Genomic DNA, 15,096 nt, shown 5'->3' on the forward strand with positions numbered 1-15,096 from the left:
GGCAGCCGGACAGCCGGGCAGCCGGGCAGCCGGGCAGGTCAGCCGAGCTGGCCGGAAACCTTGTCCAGCGCGGCTTTCTCGTCCGCGGTGAGGTCGAACGTCGCCGAAGCCAGCAGCGCCGGAAGCTGCTCGGCCGTGCGGGCGCTCGCGAGCGGGGCGACGACACCCGGGCGATCGCGCAGCCAGGCGACCGCCACCGTCGCCATCTCGGCGTCGCGGGCGGCCGCGATCTGCTCGACCACGTCGACGACGGCCAAGCCGGCCGCGGTGAAGTAGCGGCTCGCGAGGATCCGGCGGGCCGCGCCGCCGAACTCCTGCTTGTCACGGCGGTGCTTGCCGGTCAGCAGACCACCCACCACGGACAGGTAGGGCGCCACCTTCTGGAACCCGCCGATCCGGCGGTACTTGCCGGTGAGGAACCCGCTGGCCAGCGCGAGGTACGGCACGGCGGCGATGCCCGCCTCCTCGAGGACCGGCGCGATCTCGCGCTCGTACGGCTGCCGCGTCACCAGGTTGTAGTGCGGCTGCAGCACCGTCGGCGGCTCGAAACCCTCGCGCCGCGCGATGTCCAGCCACTCCGTGATCCGGGCACCGGTGTAGTTCGACAGCGCCACCGCGCGGATCTTGCCCGCCTTGTGCAGCGCGTCGAACGCCGCGGCCGTCTCGGCGAGCGGGGTCTTGGGGTCGTCGAAGTGGGCGTAGTAGACGTCGATGCGGTCGGTCCCCAGCCGGGTCAGCGAGGCGTCCGCGGCCGCCGCGACGGTCGGCGCGGCCAGGCCCTTGAACTTCGGGTGCGTGCTGACCTTGGTGCCGATCACGACGGCGTCGCGGTTCTTGCGGGCGGCCAGCCACGAGCCGATGATCGTCTCCGACTCGCCGCCGGAGTTGCCCGGCACGAACGCGGAGTAGCCGTCCGCGGTGTCGACGAAGTTGCCACCGCCCGCGACGAAGGCGTCCAGCACCTGGTGCGAGGTCGCTTCGTCGCTGGTCCAGCCGAACGTGTTCCCGCCGAGCGCGAGCGGGAACACGTCGATACCGGTACGGCCGAGCTGTGCCATCAGAGGTCCAATCCGTCAGAACAGGGCGATCGGGTTGACCGGGACACCGCTCATCCCGTGGATGCGCGGCGGGGCGACGGTGAGCAGGAAGCTGTAGCGCCCCAGCTGCGCGCACAACGCCGCGAGGTCGTCGAGCGCGACCGCGTCGATCAGCGGCATCGCCAGCCCGCCCAGGGCGACCCCGTGCAGCGGCGACGGGCCGTCCGGGTCCAGCGGCGGCTGCGCGTCGCCCCGGTCGGGCGCGCACAGCGCGACGCCGCGCCGGTGCATCCAGCGCACCGCGTCGAGGCTGATCCCCGGGGTCGGCGTGCCGGGCACCGGCGTGGCCGGCCAGCCGAGGCGGAGCACCAGCGCGTCGCCGGACCGCACTTCGACGTCCTGGCGCTTTTCGGCTTCCTCGAAGTCGTGGGACGTCACCGCGTGCGCCGAGGGCAGCGGCCCGTCGGCGGCCAGGTCGAGCAGCACCCCGCGCGTCACGATCCCGGCGGCGAAGGCCGTGGTCGACGCGTGCGTGACCCCACCGGCGGTCACGGCCTGGGCCCGCGGGCGGCCCGGGTAGACCTCGTCGTCGCGCGACCAGTGCGCCAGCGCGTCGAGGTGCGTCGACTTCGCGTGGTGGTTCGTGACGAGCATCAGGTCGGCGGCCACGCCCACCCCGGTGTGCGCCATCAGGTGCTGCACCGGGGAGACGTCCGCCGTCGTGGGCGCGAACGGGCCGCTGACCATCGGGTTGGGCGTGATCGGCTGCGCCAGTGACACCCAGTGGCCCGTCCGCACCTCCGCGGCGGCCTGCGCACGCACTTCGGCGGTGATGAGGTTGAGGGTGCCGAGCTCGTCGTCGGCACCCCACCGGCCCCAGTTGTCCGGAAGGTCGGCGTCGGTCGGATCGGCCATCGGGCAGGCCCCTTTCGTCCCGGCCCACCGTACCCGTCGTCCTTTGTGGACGGTCAGCCGCGCGTCGGCGGGGTCTCCCCGGCGCGCCGGGTGAGCACCAGCGGGGCGTCGTCGGTGATGGCGACCGTGTGCTCGGAGTGGGCCGTGCGCGAGCCGTCGGCCGACCGGATGGTCCAGCCGTCCTCGTCGTAGACGATCTTGTCGGTCGTGCGGGCGAACCACGGTTCGAGCGCGAGTGTCAGGCCCGGCCGGAGCTTCATCCCGCGGCCCGCCTGGCCCTTGTTGGAGACGTGGATGTCCTCGTGCATGGTGCGGCCGATGCCGTGCCCGCCGAACTCGGTGTTGACGGGGTAGCCGTAGTCGCACGCCACCGCGTAGATCGCCGCCGAGATGTCGCCGAGGCGGTTGCCGGGGCGCGCCGCGTCGATCGCCGCCTCCAGCGCCTCTTCGGTGGCCCGGATGATCCGCAGGTCCTCTTCGGCGGCGGTGCCGACGATGACCGTGCGCGCCGAGTCGGCGACCCAGCCGTCGATGCCGACGGCGAGGTCCGCGGTGAGCACGTCCCCGTCGCGCAGGACGTAGTCGTGGGGCAGGCCGTGCAGCACCGCGTCGTTGACCGAGAGGCAGATGACGTTGCGGAACGGGCCCTCGCCGAAGGACGGTGCGTAGTCCCAGTAGCACGACTCCGCCCCACGCCGCTTGATCATGCCGCGCGCGTGGTGCTCCAGGTCCATCAGGTTGACGCCGATGTCGGCGAGCCCGCCGACCTCCGTGAGCACCTCGGCGACGAACCGCCCGGCCACGTGCATGCGCTCGATCTCCGCAGGCGTCTTCAGTTCGATCACGAATACCCTCACTACCTCGGTACCGGTATAGTTATACCGTCACCGTAACACGCTCCCGGCAGCGGACGGCGAGCCGATCTCGGTGAGGTACGCCGCCACCGCCGGGACGTCGCCGGCGTCGGAGATCAGCCCGACGTAGCCGTCGGGGCGGATCAGCACGAGGGTGCCCTCGGTCGCGCCGTACGCGGCGGCGAGGTGACCGCCGGTGTCGGCGACGTCGCCGGGCCCGGCCGGTCGTTCGACGACTTGGAGCGTCCGGATGCCGGACGGCAGGGCCGCGGTCCCGAAGCTCAGCAAGGTGAACCGCCCGCCGCGCGTCAGGTCGAACAGCCGTCGTTCGCCGTCCACCGTCGTCAGCCCGGTCGCGTCGGGCGCGCGGTCCCCGGCGCGGAGCAGGGCGGTGTCGTCGCGGTCGTCGCGAGCCAGCGCGGAGCCGCGGTAGCCCACGCCGAGCTGGGTTGTGCTCGCGTCGCGACGGGCTGGGATGCCCTTCTGCTCGATCGCCTGCGCGAGCCGCGCGTCCGAGAGCGCGAGGACGTCAGCGGCGACCGGCCGCCGCTCGGCCTCGTAGCTGTCGAGCAGCGCCGGGGAGGCGCCGTTGGCGACGGCCGCGAGCTTCCAGCCGAGGTTGTGCGCGTCCTGGATGCCCGTGTTCATCCCCTGGCCGCCGGCGGGGGAGTGGATGTGCGCGGCGTCGCCGGCGAGGAACACCCGGCCTGCGCGGTAGCGGGCGGCGAGGCGGACGTTGGCGCGCCACAAGGACGTCCACTCTGGCTCGTGGAGGCGGATGTCGGAACGGCCGGTGCGCCGGTCAAGGACCGCCTGCAGGTTCGCGAGGCCGAGGTCGGGATCCTGGCCCGGCGCGATGCCGGCCTGGTACTGGAAGACGCCGGTCGAGGGCAGCGGGCACAGGGTGAAGAAGCCGTCGGGGTGCCGCCACATGTGCCAGGCGTCGCGATCGAGGCCGTCGACCTCGACGTCGGCGACGAGCATCCGCACGGCGTCGCGGGTTTCGCCCTCGAACGCGATGCCGGCCTGCTTGCGGACGACGCTGTGGCCGCCGTCGCAGCCGACCAGCCGGCTCGCGGTGACCGTCTCGGTCCCGCCGTCCTTGGCGAGCACCGCCGTCACCTCGTCGTCCGACTGCTCGAAGCTCTCTAGCGTGGTGCCGAATTCGACCGCGCCACCGAGTTCCGCCAGCCGCAGCCGCAGTGCTTCCTCGACCCGCCATTCGGGCGTGATCAGGCTGGCCGGATACGGGATGTCGGGGCGGCTTTCGGGCAGGTCGCCGCCGCCGAGCGTCACCTGGCCGCCGGGGCCGGTCGACCGGATCGGCATGGCCATCCGGCCGTGGGCGAGCACCCGGCCGACGACGCCGAGATCGTCGAACACCTCGAGGGTGCGCGGCTGGACACCCTTGCCGCGCGAGCCGGGCTGCGGCCCGGGAGCGGCCTCGACCAGGCGGAACGGGACGCCGGCGCGAGCGAGTTCGCAGGCCAGCGTCAGTCCGGTCGGGCCGGCCCCGGCGATCAGGACGGGTCTTGTCGTCTCGGTCATCGTCTCCACCCCGCAAGATAGGAATCACTTTCTATCTCACGGTAGGCGCTCTTGCCAAGAAAGGAAAGACTTTCTATCGTGAGCGGGTGGTCACCGAAGAGCCCGTCCGCCGACGGCGGCACGGCAAGCAGCTGGAGGCCGAGCTGCTCGCTGCCGCATGGGACGAGCTGGTCGAGGTCGGCTACGGCCGCCTGACGATGGAATCGATCGCGGTCCGCGCGCGCACCAGCGAGGCCGTGCTCTACCGGCGGTGGGCCAACAAGGACCAGCTCGTGTTCGCCGCGTTCGAGCACCACCGCGGCGCCCACCCGGTCGTGTTCCCCGACACGGGCACCCTGCGCGGCGACCTGATCGCGCAGCTGACGGCGGTGAGCGAGGCGCTGGCCGGGTTCTTCGCCATCGCGGCGGCCACCGCGTTCGCGGGGCTGCTGGCCGACACCGGCCTGACCCCGGCGCAGGTGCGCGACAAGGTCATGGGCGGCCAGCCGCTCCCGCGGGCCCTCTACCAGCGCGCGCACGACCGCGGCGAGATCGATCTGGCGCGCATCCCCGCCGTGGTCCTGGCCATGCCGTTCGACCTGGTGCGCCACGACCTGCTGATGGACCTGGAGCCTCCGAAGCCGGCACGCATCCAGGCGATCGTCGACGACCTCTTCCTGCCCCTGGTGCGCGACCGTCCACAGTGAACGGTGGGGGCTCAGCGGCGGCCGCGGCGCCCGGACGGGTCGTGGGCCTTGCGGGAGCGCTGCTGCGGAGCGGGCTCGAACTCTTCGTCGGCCACGGACCCCGGGGTGTAGAACGGCTGGAGGAACAGGCCGCCGTACCGGGTGTGCTGCGGGGTGCTGAGCGCCTCGGGTGCGGGCTGCTCGACGACGGGGTGGCTGAACAACGAGCCGTCCACTGTGGAATTGCTGATGGGAGTTCCTTTCGCGGGTAACCTCTGAGGGCGGCTGTGCGCCGCCGAAGCCAGCTGGGACCGGGTCCTTCGAGCTGGACGAACCGGCCGCGGCTGTGAGCTGCGGGCCGGTGAGGCAGAAGAGCTGGTTTCCGGGGCTCGACCGCACGTCGGCGCTCCCGGCTACGGCCAGTGTACCGGCTGGACCGGGGTACGCGCCGGGCGGCACGCGAAGCCGCCGCGGAAACCGCGGTGAAACCGCCGTGAATCCCGCGTCCCGCATCCTCCTCCCTGTCGTGACCGCCCAGGTCACGCGGGCGAAGGAGGCACATGGACAGCGTCGCACCCGCGATCGCGGTCACCGGGCTGCGGAAGTCGTTCGGGGACCACGTCGTGCTCGACGGCATCGATCTGGAGGTGACGGCCGGGTCGACGTTCGCGCTGCTGGGGCCGAACGGGGCCGGGAAGACCACCGCGGTCCGGATCCTCTCCACGCTGATCCGCCCGGACGGCGGGACGGCCCGGATCGCCGGGCACGACCTCGCCGCCGAGCCGGACGCCGTGCGGGCGGCGATCGGCGTCACCGGCCAGTTCTCGGCGGTGGACGACCTGCTGACCGGCGAGGAGAACCTGCTCCTGATGGCGGACCTGCACCACCTCGGCCGCGCCGAAGGACGGCGGCGGGTCGCCGGGCTGCTCGGCCGGTTCGACCTCGACGGCGCGTCCGGGAGGCTCGCGTCGGCCTACTCCGGGGGCATGCGACGGCGGCTCGACCTGGCGATGACGCTGGTGGGCGACCCGCGGGTGATCTTCCTCGACGAGCCGACGACCGGGCTCGACCCGCGCAGCCGCCGCACGATGTGGCAGATCATCCGGGAGCTGGTGGCCGGCGGCGTCACGATCTTCCTCACCACGCAGTACCTGGAGGAGGCCGACGAGCTGGCCGACCGGATCGCCGTCCTCGACCACGGCGTGATCGTCGCGGCCGGGACCGCGAAGGAGCTCAAGCGCAGCGTCCCCGGCGGGCACGTGCGCCTGCAGTTCCGCGACGCCGCCGACCTCGACGCGGCGGCCCGCTTGTTCGGCGAAGGGCGTCGCGACGACGAGACCGGCGCCCTCCAGGTGCCGGGCGACGGCGGTGTCCGCGCGCTGCGAGCCGTGCTGGACCGCCTGGAAGAGGCCGGGATCGACCCCGAGGAGCTGTCGGTGCACACCCCGGACCTCGACGACGTCTTCTTCGCCCTCACCGGCCACACCACCTCGAAGGAGACCGCCCGATGAGCGACGCGACGACCATGGTGCGGCGGAACTTCCGCCACACGCTCCGCAACCCGGGGGCGATGGTCATGACGATCGCCCTGCCGGTGGTGCTCCTGCTGCTGTTCGTCGGGGTGTTCGGCGGGGCGCTGACCGCCGGGCTCGGGCCGGCGGCGGCGGGCCGCGGGTACATCGACTACCTCGTCGCCGGGATCCTGCTGATGACCGTGGGGTACGGCGCCACGACGACCGCGATGGCGGTCAACCGGGACATGACCACGGGCGTCATCGCCCGGTTCCGCACGATGGCGATCTCCCGCGCGTCGGTGCTGACCGGCCACGTGGTCGGCTCGACCGTCCGCACGCTGGTCAGCGCGGTGCTGGTGGTGGCGGTCGCGGTGCTGCTGGGCTTCCGGCCGGACGGCGACCCGCTGCGGTGGCTGGGCGCCTTCGGGATCCTCGCCCTGCTCACGCTGGCCCTCACCTGGCTCGGCGTCGCGGTCGGGCTGGCCGCCAGGACCGCCGAGGGCACCGCGCCGTTCACGTTCGCGGTGCAGCTGCTGCCGTTCCTCAGCAGCGCGTTCGTGTCCCCGGACGCGATGTCGGGCGCGGTCCGCTGGTTCGCGGCCCACGAGCCGTTCACCCCGGTCATCGACGCCCTGCGCGGCCTGCTGCTGGGCACCCCGGTCGAGGGGCACGGCCTGGTGGCGGTGGGCTGGTGTGTCGGGTTGGCGCTGGTGGGCTATTTCTGGGCGCGGGCGTTGTTCCGGCGGGATCCGCGCTGAGCCCGAGAACCCAGCTCGGCCGTCGCCGCCGCACGCAGGCCGTCATGGTCCAAGTCCGCGTACGCCGAGGCCGCCTCGGCGTACGCGGCCGGGTCGGCAAGCTCCGCGACCTCCCGCAGCCGCGTGATCGACATCGCCGGCTGGAACGACCGTTGCAGGCCGAACCGCTCCGCGAGCGCGACCAGCCGCGCACCGGAGACCGTGTCACCGCGGCCGAGGTCGGAAACGGCCAGTGCCACCAGAAGCGAGCCACAGGCGGGAAACTCCACGACCGGCGCCGAAGTGACCATTGTGGACAGTGGGCCGGACAGGCCCGCGACGACGTCCGCGACGAGGTCCACCCGGCCGTGCCGGGCGTGGGTGACCACCGCGACGGCCTGCACCTCCCACTTCCAGAGCCCCGCACCCGGGATGGCGCGCAGGTGGTCGGCCGCCTGCCGCCACAGGCGGAGGCCGCCCTCGACGTCGCCGCGGCTGAGCAGGATTTCGGCACGCGAGCAGACGTCGAACATGGGCAGCCCGATCGGCTCGTCGTCCCCGGCGCCCGGCTGCAGGCCCTGCTCGGCCTCGTCGAACGCGCCGCGCTGCAGGTTGGCCAGCACCTTCGCCCAGCGGGCCCGGGTGGACGTCGAGCGCGCGCCGAGCTCTTCGAGCAGCGACAGCGCGATGTCGATGTGCCGCAGGGCTTCGTCGCCGGGATCGACCTGCAGGCACAGCTCGCCGACGCGGGCGTGCGCGAGCGCCACCGGCAGCGGCGTGCCGTCGCGCTCCAGCCGCGCGAGCATCCGGCGGGCCGCCGCCAGCGCGCCTTCGAGATCGTTGGCGCTTTCCCTGGCGTAGCTGGCGATGTAGCAGGCCATGCCCGCGAGGATCGGCCGGTCGCTGCCGCAGAGTCGTTGCAGCGCAGCATCATCCGGCGTGCACAACGCCGCCTGGATGGCCCGGACCGGGTCGTCCGGTGGCGCGGACGGCAGCCGCCGCAGGGTGACCAGGGTGCGGCGGGCCGACGCGGTGCGCATGAGCAGGCTGATGAGCGCGCCCAGCACGGCCGCGGTGCGGGTCGCTTCGAGGAGGTCGGGCGCCGGACAGTAGTGCGACAGCAGCCACGCGGTGTCCTCGGCCAGCGCGGTCAGCCGCGTGAAGTTCGACTCGGTGACCCACAGGCTGCCCAGGACGGCCGCGATCGCGGCGACGGCCGGCCCGTCTCCGCGTTCGAGCCCGTGGTGCAGGGCCAGCGCCAGGTTGTCCTCCTCGACCCGGATCCGCCCGACGGCCTGCACGAGGTCGGGACCGACCACCGAATCGTGGTGCGTCACCCCGAAATCCCGGGCCCAGGAGAGAAAGGACCCGATCACACGGCCGGTCTCGCCGTCGATCTCGTCGCGGCGCGCCCCGCTGAACTCGCGCACGGTCTCCAGCATCCGGAACCGGGTGCCCGAGCCGTCGTCGGCCGGTTTCAGCAGCGACTGGTCGACGAGTTGCTCGAGCACGCCGTCGTCACCCAGCAGATGACGGGCGGCGTCGGCCGTGAAGCCACCGGGGAACACCGAGAGCGCGCGCATCGCGGCCTGGCCGTTGCCGTCGAGCAGGTGCCAGCTCCAGTCGATGACGGCGTGCAGCGTCCGGTGCCGGCCGGGCGCGTCGCGGGCGGCCCCGCGCAGCACGGTGAACCGGTCCGCGAGCCGCGCGCCGATCTCGGTGACGGACAGCGTCCGGATCCGGGCCGCGGCCAGTTCGACCGCGAGCGGCAGCCCGTCCAGGCGCCCGCAGAGGGTCCGGACGGCCGCCGGCGGCAGGTCGGCGCCGGGCCGGGCCGCCCGGGCGCGCTGGGTGAACAGCTCGGCGGCCGTCGCGAGGTCCAGCTCCGGCAGCGGATAGACCGCTTCGGACGACAGGCCGAGCGGGGCCCGGCTGGTGGTCAGCACCCGCAGCTCGCCGCTCAGCGAAACCAGGCCGTGCGCCAGGTCCGCCGCGCCGCGGACGACGTGCTCGCAGTTGTCCAGGATCAGCAGCACGGGGTCCGGGCCGAGGGCCTCGGCGACGTCGGCGAGCGCCGCACCGCCGCTCACGCCGAACTCGGCCGCGACCGCCGCCGCGACGTCACCGTCGGAGGTGAGCCCGGCCAGCTCGATGAAGTGCACGACCCGCTGGTCGGCCCGGCGGCCGACGGCGTGCGCGAGCCGGGTCTTCCCGAGCCCGCCGGGGCCGGTGACCGACACGACCCGCGACGTGCGCAGCAGCGCGGTCACCGCGGCGATGTCCCGGTCCCGGCCCAGCAGCGGGTTCGGTTCGTGGCGGACGCCGTGGCGCTGCGCGGGGGCGTCGGCGAGCAGCAGCTCGCGGTGCAGGGCCCGGAGCGCGGGTCCGGGGTCGCTGCCGAGTTCGTCGCGCAGGGCCCGCCGGTGGTCCTCGTAGTGCTTCAGGGCCGTGGCCGGTCCGGCGGTGGTGGCCTCGCAGCGCAGCAGCTCCAGCAGGACTTCCTCGTCCGCGGGCCGGATTTGCCGGCTTTCGGCGAGCGGGCCGGCAGCCTCGGCGTACCGGCCGAGGCGGGCCAGCGCGAGCGCCCGGGAGCGGGCCAGGCTCCGGTACGTCGCGGCGCGGGCGGCCCGCAGGGTGGCCAGCGGGTCGTCGGCGGCGGCGTCCGCAGGTCCGTTGTAGAGCGCGAGGCCTGCTTCGGCGTGCTCGAGGGCGCCGGCGTGGTCGCCGTCGCGGGCGGCCCGCTCGCTCGCCGCCGCGTGGAGCAGGACGGCGGAGGTGTCGACCTGCTCGTCGCGCAGCGCGAGGCGGTAGCCGGTGGCGGTGGTGACGATGACGTCCGGGCCGAGCCGCGCCCGGGTCCGCGAAACCAGGACCTGCAACGCCTTGGCCGGATGCTCGGGCGGCTCGCCCGGCCACAGCTCGGCAACCAGCCGGTCCGCCCCGCACCCCGCGCGCAGGGTGGCCGCGAGCAGGGCCAGCAGAGACCCCGGCCGGGCCCCGGTCAGCTCCCGGCCGCGGAAGGAGACCCCGGACAGCAGGGCCAGCTCGACGGTCACGAACACCAGGCTATCGGGGGCCGGCGCCGGTTTTCCGGATGTTCCGGGTGCGGCCGGCGCCTGGCTGTGCCCAAGTTCGGAGATGAGGATCTGCACGGTTCGGCCATCAGCTGGTCCGCGCCGCACCTTGCTCGGCTGCCAGCCGTCCGCGCCGCGCTTCGTGAGCGGTCGGCGCCTCGGCCGGGACAGACGAGTTCCCGGCCGCGGAAGGAGACCCGGCTCGACCGTCACGGGCGCCGACCCGTCCGGGCTTGGGACGCCGGGCCTTCCGGGCCAAGCCGCGCCCAGGGCCGCGAAACCGGGATCGGCACCGCCTCGGCCGGGGGTGTTCGGGTCGTTCGCGGCCCACAGCTGGGCCACCGGCCGGTCCAAGCCGCAGGGCCGGCTCGACCGTCACCGGCTCGGGCTGTCCGGGTCCGGCGCCCGACCAGGCCGGGCCCGGGTCGGGGGGTCCGGTGCGGGTCGGGCATTCTTGCGCGCGGGAGTGCAGCACAGGAGTCGATCGGGGAGTCGTAGCTTGAGCACCGCACCTGAGTTCGTGGTTCCGGCCGTCGTGGACAGTCCGGTGCAGGCGAAACCGCCGTCCGGACGGGCCGTGCGGTGGCTGCTGGAGCACCGGGTGTCGCCGGCGGGGCCGGAGGCGGCCGAGGACCACGCCACGCCGCAGGCCTGGTGGAAGGTCATGTGCCTGACCGGCGTCGACTACTTCTCGACCCTGTCCTACCTGCCGGGGATCGCCGCCCTCGCCGCGGGTGCGCTGTCGCCGCTGGCGACCCTGCTGATCGTCGCCCTGACGCTGCTCGGGATGCTGCCGATGTACCGGCGCGTCGCCCGGGAAAGCCCGCGCGGGCAGGGGTCGGTGGCGATGCTGGAGGACCTGCTGCCGTTCTGGCGCGGCAAGATCTTCGTGCTGGTGCTGCTGGGGTTCGTGGCGACGTCGTGGATCATCACGATCACCCTGTCCTCGGCGGACGCCTCCGTGCACCTGCTCGAAAACCCGTACCTGCCCGGTTTCCTGCACGGGCACGCCGTGCTGATCACGGTCGTGCTGCTGCTGATCCTCGGCGGCGTCTTCCTGATGGGCTTCAGCGAGGCCGTCGGCGTGGCCATCCCGCTGGTGGCCGTCTTCCTCCTGCTCAACGCCATCGTCGTGGTCGTGGCCGGCGTCGACCTCTTCTCGGACTCGGCCGCGCTGTCCCGCTGGACGGACGCGCTCACCTCGGGCGGCGGCGGCTTCGGCGGCATCGTGGGGCCGGCCGTGGTCGCGTTCCCGCTGCTCGTGCTCGGCATGTCGGGCTTCGAGACCGGGGTCAGCATGATGCCGCTCGTCGCGGCCGACGGGAAGTCCGACGAGGAACGGCTCGAGTCGCGCATCCGCAACACCCGCAAGCTGCTGACCGTCGCCGCGCTGATCATGTCGGTGTACCTGATCGCCACGAGCTTCATCACCACCGTCCTGATCCCCGCGGACCAGTTCAAGGAAGGCGGCGAAGCGAACGGCCGGGCCATGGCCTACCTCGCCCACCAGGAGCTGGGCGAGGCGTTCGGCACGGTCTACGACGTCTCCAGCGTGCTGATCCTGTGGTTCGCCGGTGCGTCGGCGATGGCCGGGCTGATCAACATCGTGCCGCGGTACCTGCCCTCCTACGGCATGGCGCCGGAGTGGGGCCGCGCGGTCCGGCCGGTCGTGCTGGTCTACACGGTGATCAGCGTGCTGATCACCGTCGCGTTCGGCGCCGACGTCAACGCCCAGGCCGGTGCGTACGCGACCGGGATCCTGGCGATGATGGTCTCCGGCGCCGTCGCGGTCACCATCTCGTCGCTGCGCCGCAAGCAGGTCGCCGGGACGATCGGGTTCGCCGTGCTGACGCTGGTGCTGCTCTACGCGCTGGTCGAGAACGTCCGCGAGAAGCCGGACGGCCTGGCGATCTCGGGCCTGTTCATCCTCGGCATCGTCGTGGTGTCGCTGGTTTCGCGGGTGTCCCGCACGACCGAGCTGCGCGCCGAGCGGATCGAGTTCGACGAGGAGGCTCGCCGGTTCGTCACCGACTCGCTGGCCTACGACGGCGCCCTGAACATCATCGCCAACCGGCGTCAGGGCGGCGACTTCGCGGAGTACTCGGCCAAGGAGGCCGAGCAGCGGGGCATGAACCCGGTGCCCGGCACCGCGGACACGCTCTTCCTCGAGATCGACGTGGTCGACCCGTCCGAGTTCAGCAACGTGCTGCAGGTGCGGGGCGTGGAGGTCGACGGCTACCGGATCCTGCGCGCGGACAGCCCGGCGGCGCCCAACGCGATCGCCGCCGTGCTGCTGGCGCTGCGGGACGCGACGGGCGTGCGGCCGCAGTGCCACTTCGAGTGGTCGGAGGGCAACCCGCTCGGGCACCTGTTCCGCTACCTGATCCTCGGCCGCGGCGACACCGCGCCGGTGGTCCGGGAGATCCTGCGCACCACCGAGGAAGACCCGGCCCGCCGCCCCGGCATCCACGTCGGCGGCTGACGGCCGGCTCGCCGCTCGGAAGAAGTGGCCGACGCGCCGCGCGGACCGACCAGCTCGCCGCCCGGGCCGGCCGGCACGCTGCGCCGACCGGCCGACACACCACCCGGGACGGCCAGCTCGCTGCGCGGACCGGCCAGCACACCGCCCCGACTGGCCGACACGCCGCGGACCGGCTAACACGCCGCCTGGGACGGCTAGCACGCCGCGCGGAACGGCTAGCACGCCGCCTGGGCCAGCCAGCACGCCGCGCGGACCCGGCTAACACGCCGCCTGGGACGGCTAGCACGCCGCCCGGACCGGCCAGCACGTCGCCCGGACCGGTCATCTCGGCGCCCGGACCGGCCGACATACCGCCCCGACCGGCTAGCTCGCTGCCCGGGGCAGCCAATTGGCTGCCTGGACCGGCTAACACGCCGCTCGGACCGGCCAGGTTCGCCGCTCGGACCGGCCAGTTCGCCGCCCGGGCCAGGGAGCACGCCGCGCGGAACGGCCAAGTCGCCGGCGCCCGAGTTCGTCGGCGCCGCCGCGAGCCGGTGGTGGCCACTGTGGGCGGTGTTGGCCACTCCCGTCGCCGTGTCGGGTGCTCCGGCACCGTGTCGGCTGTTCGGAAGCACCCCCGCGGTTCGCCCCGGTGGGGCGGGCGCGTCGCGTAGGCTGAGCGCGGCGCGCCGGGAAGTCTGGTCGGCATCCGGATCGGGATGTGGAGGACCGGCTGATGCGCGGGGTCGAAACCGTACTGTTCCTGGTGGTCGTCGCGACCGTGGTGGCGACCTTCGCCAAGCGGCTGCGGGTGCCCGCGCCCTCCTTGCTGGTCGTCGCCGGGGTTGCGCTCGGGCTGCTGCCCGGGGCGGCGGCCGTGCAGGTGACGCCGGAGATGATCAGCCTGGTCGTGCTGCCCCCGCTGCTGTTCGCCGCGGGGGAGGAGCTGCCGTGGCGGGACCTGCGCGCCGTCGGGCGGCCCGTCGCCGTGCTGTCGGTGGGGCTGGTGCTGCTCTCGGCCGCGGCGGTGGTCGGCACGGCCGTCCTGGTGACGCCGTTGCCGGTCGGCATGGCCTTCGTGCTGGGCGCGGTGCTGGCCAGCACGGACCCGGTCGCGGTGACGGCGCTGGCCCGGCGGCTCGCCCTGCCGCCGCGGGTGCAGGCCCTGATCCAGGCCGAAAGCCTGTTCAACGACGCGACGAGCCTGCTGCTGTTCCGGGTGGCGCTGTTCCTGGCCGTCGCGGGCGGGGCCGCGTCGTGGGGCCGGACGGCCGGCGAGTTCGCGATCCTCGCCGGCGGCGGGGTGGCGGTCGGTGTGCTGACCGCGTTGGGCGCCTTCCTGATCCGGCGGCGCACCGAAGATCCGGTGCTGGAGACGGTGATCTCGCTGGTCACGCCGTACGCCGGGTACGTCGTGGCGGAGTCGGTCGGCGGCTCGGGCGTGACGGCCGTCGTCGTGGCGAGCGTGATCCTGGGGACGCAGGCCGAGCGCCTGACGACCGCGCGGATCCGGCTGCAGGTCGGTGCGGTCTACCAGACCGTCGTGTTCCTGCTGGAGAGCGTCGTGTTCGGCCTGATCGGGCTGCAGCTGCCCACGCTGGTGCGCCGCCTGACCGGCAACGGCGCGTGGTGGCTGCTGCAGGCGGTGGCCATCGCCGTGACGCTGGTGCTCGTGCGCCTGCTGCTGGTGTTCCTGCTTTCGGCGATCCGGCAGCGCCGCGGTGGTCAACGGCTGTCCTGGCAGGTGCCCGCCGTCGTCTCCTGGGCGGGGGCACGCGGGGTGGTGCCGCTGGCCGCGGCGCTGTCCCTGCCGGTGTCCACTTTGGACGGTTCGGCGCTGCCGGCGCGGGACCTGGTGCTGCTGCTGACGACGGCGGTGATCGTGCTGACGCTGGTGGTGCAGGGCTTCACCCTCGCGCCCCTGGTGCGGCGGTCCGGGATCGCGCTGGACCCGGCCGACCTGCGCACGGAGTTCAGCGCCGCGCGGCGGAAGCTCGCCGAGGCCGGCCTGGACCACCTGCGCCACCTGGCCGAAACGGAGTCGGCGCCGGAGTTCGTGGTCGACCAGCTGCGCACCGGCTGGCAGGCCCGGCTGGAACGCATCGAGGACGACGACGGCGAGAACTCCGCGGATCTGGAACGAAGGATCGACTACCGGACGCTGCGGCGGGAGCTGATCGACGTCGAGGCCGCCGAGCTGACCCGGCTGTTCGAGAAGGGCGAGATCACCGACGGTACCCGCCGCCGCATCCAGCGGCTGCTGGACCTGGAACACGCCGGGCTGGAGTGAG

Annotated in this window: 11 protein-coding genes; 5 read left to right on the forward strand and 6 right to left on the reverse strand. The window is 73.6% G+C overall.

Going from position 1 to position 15,096, the window contains the following annotated elements; translation table 11 throughout:
• Nucleotides 1-38: 38 nt before the first annotated feature.
• The 4 genes from VA596_RS13085 to VA596_RS13100 are packed head-to-tail and all read right to left on the reverse strand — an operon-like array spanning nucleotide 39 to nucleotide 4,354.
• A complete protein-coding gene (locus VA596_RS13085) occupies nucleotides 39-1,058 on the reverse strand; it encodes an aldo/keto reductase (RefSeq protein WP_323326651.1) in 1,020 nt (339 codons plus the stop codon).
• 15 nt (nucleotides 1,059-1,073) lie between these two features.
• Nucleotides 1,074-1,952, reverse strand: a complete 879-nt coding sequence (locus tag VA596_RS13090; RefSeq protein ID WP_323326653.1) for a cyclase family protein — start codon at nucleotides 1,950-1,952, stop codon at nucleotides 1,074-1,076.
• Nucleotides 1,953-2,005: 53 nt separating this feature from the next.
• A complete protein-coding gene (gene map, locus VA596_RS13095; protein ID WP_323326655.1) occupies nucleotides 2,006-2,797 on the reverse strand; it encodes a type I methionyl aminopeptidase in 792 nt (263 codons plus the stop codon).
• A 39-nt stretch (nucleotides 2,798-2,836) separates the two neighbouring features.
• Nucleotides 2,837-4,354, reverse strand: coding sequence for an FAD-dependent oxidoreductase (locus VA596_RS13100; protein WP_323326657.1), 1,518 nt, complete (start codon nucleotides 4,352-4,354; stop codon nucleotides 2,837-2,839).
• A gap of 86 nt (nucleotides 4,355-4,440) precedes the next feature.
• On the opposite strand from VA596_RS13100, the gene VA596_RS13105 reads away from it, so the two are divergent.
• Complete coding sequence (locus VA596_RS13105) at nucleotides 4,441-5,040, forward strand: TetR/AcrR family transcriptional regulator (RefSeq protein WP_323326659.1); 600 nt, start codon at nucleotides 4,441-4,443, stop codon at nucleotides 5,038-5,040.
• Between the two features lie 11 nt (nucleotides 5,041-5,051).
• Here the strand turns inward: VA596_RS13105 and VA596_RS13110 are convergent, their stop codons facing one another.
• A complete protein-coding gene (locus VA596_RS13110; protein ID WP_323326661.1) occupies nucleotides 5,052-5,255 on the reverse strand; it encodes a hypothetical protein in 204 nt (67 codons plus the stop codon).
• Between the two features lie 324 nt (nucleotides 5,256-5,579).
• Between VA596_RS13110 and VA596_RS13115 the strand changes: the two genes are divergently transcribed.
• Both VA596_RS13115 and VA596_RS13120 read left to right on the forward strand, forming a co-directional pair.
• Complete coding sequence (locus VA596_RS13115) at nucleotides 5,580-6,530, forward strand: ATP-binding cassette domain-containing protein (protein ID WP_323326663.1); 951 nt, start codon at nucleotides 5,580-5,582, stop codon at nucleotides 6,528-6,530.
• Nucleotides 6,527-7,291 (forward strand): ABC transporter permease, encoded by a 765-nt coding sequence (locus tag VA596_RS13120; RefSeq protein WP_323326665.1) that lies wholly within the window; start codon nucleotides 6,527-6,529, stop codon nucleotides 7,289-7,291. Before VA596_RS13115 ends, VA596_RS13120 begins: the two co-directional genes overlap by 4 nt.
• Here the strand turns inward: VA596_RS13120 and VA596_RS13125 are convergent.
• On the reverse strand, nucleotides 7,249-10,326 hold the full coding sequence (locus tag VA596_RS13125) for an ATP-binding protein (protein WP_323326667.1): 3,078 nt from the start codon (nucleotides 10,324-10,326) through the stop codon (nucleotides 7,249-7,251). The two genes, VA596_RS13120 and VA596_RS13125, sit on opposite strands and share 43 nt — an antisense overlap.
• 517 nt (nucleotides 10,327-10,843) lie before the next feature.
• Between VA596_RS13125 and VA596_RS13130 the strand changes: the two genes are divergently transcribed.
• A complete protein-coding gene (locus VA596_RS13130) occupies nucleotides 10,844-12,826 on the forward strand; it encodes an APC family permease (RefSeq protein ID WP_323326669.1) in 1,983 nt (660 codons plus the stop codon).
• A 715-nt stretch (nucleotides 12,827-13,541) separates the two neighbouring features.
• The gene (locus VA596_RS13135; protein ID WP_323326671.1) at nucleotides 13,542-15,095 is read left to right on the forward strand and encodes a Na+/H+ antiporter; all 1,554 of its coding nucleotides are present in this window, start codon (nucleotides 13,542-13,544) and stop codon (nucleotides 15,093-15,095) included.
• Nucleotide 15,096 lies beyond the last annotated feature (1 nt).

Origin of the sequence: Amycolatopsis heterodermiae (genome assembly GCF_034929455.1) — a bacterium.
In the GTDB taxonomy this organism is placed as follows: domain Bacteria; phylum Actinomycetota; class Actinomycetes; order Mycobacteriales; family Pseudonocardiaceae; genus Amycolatopsis; species Amycolatopsis heterodermiae.

What these genes read in the sequence shown, in the direction of transcription:
- VA596_RS13085 (WP_323326651.1), bottom strand. Translation starts at nt 1,058, where the DNA reads ATGGCACAGCTCGGCCGTACCGGTATCGACGTGTTCCCGCTCGCGCTC.
- VA596_RS13090 (WP_323326653.1), bottom strand. Translation starts at nt 1,952, where the DNA reads ATGGCCGATCCGACCGACGCCGACCTTCCGGACAACTGGGGCCGGTGG.
- VA596_RS13100 (WP_323326657.1), bottom strand. Translation starts at nt 4,354, where the DNA reads ATGACCGAGACGACAAGACCCGTCCTGATCGCCGGGGCCGGCCCGACC.
- VA596_RS13115 (WP_323326663.1), top strand. Translation starts at nt 5,580, where the DNA reads ATGGACAGCGTCGCACCCGCGATCGCGGTCACCGGGCTGCGGAAGTCG.
- VA596_RS13120 (WP_323326665.1), top strand. Translation starts at nt 6,527, where the DNA reads ATGAGCGACGCGACGACCATGGTGCGGCGGAACTTCCGCCACACGCTC.
- VA596_RS13135 (WP_323326671.1), top strand. Translation starts at nt 13,542, where the DNA reads ATGCGCGGGGTCGAAACCGTACTGTTCCTGGTGGTCGTCGCGACCGTG.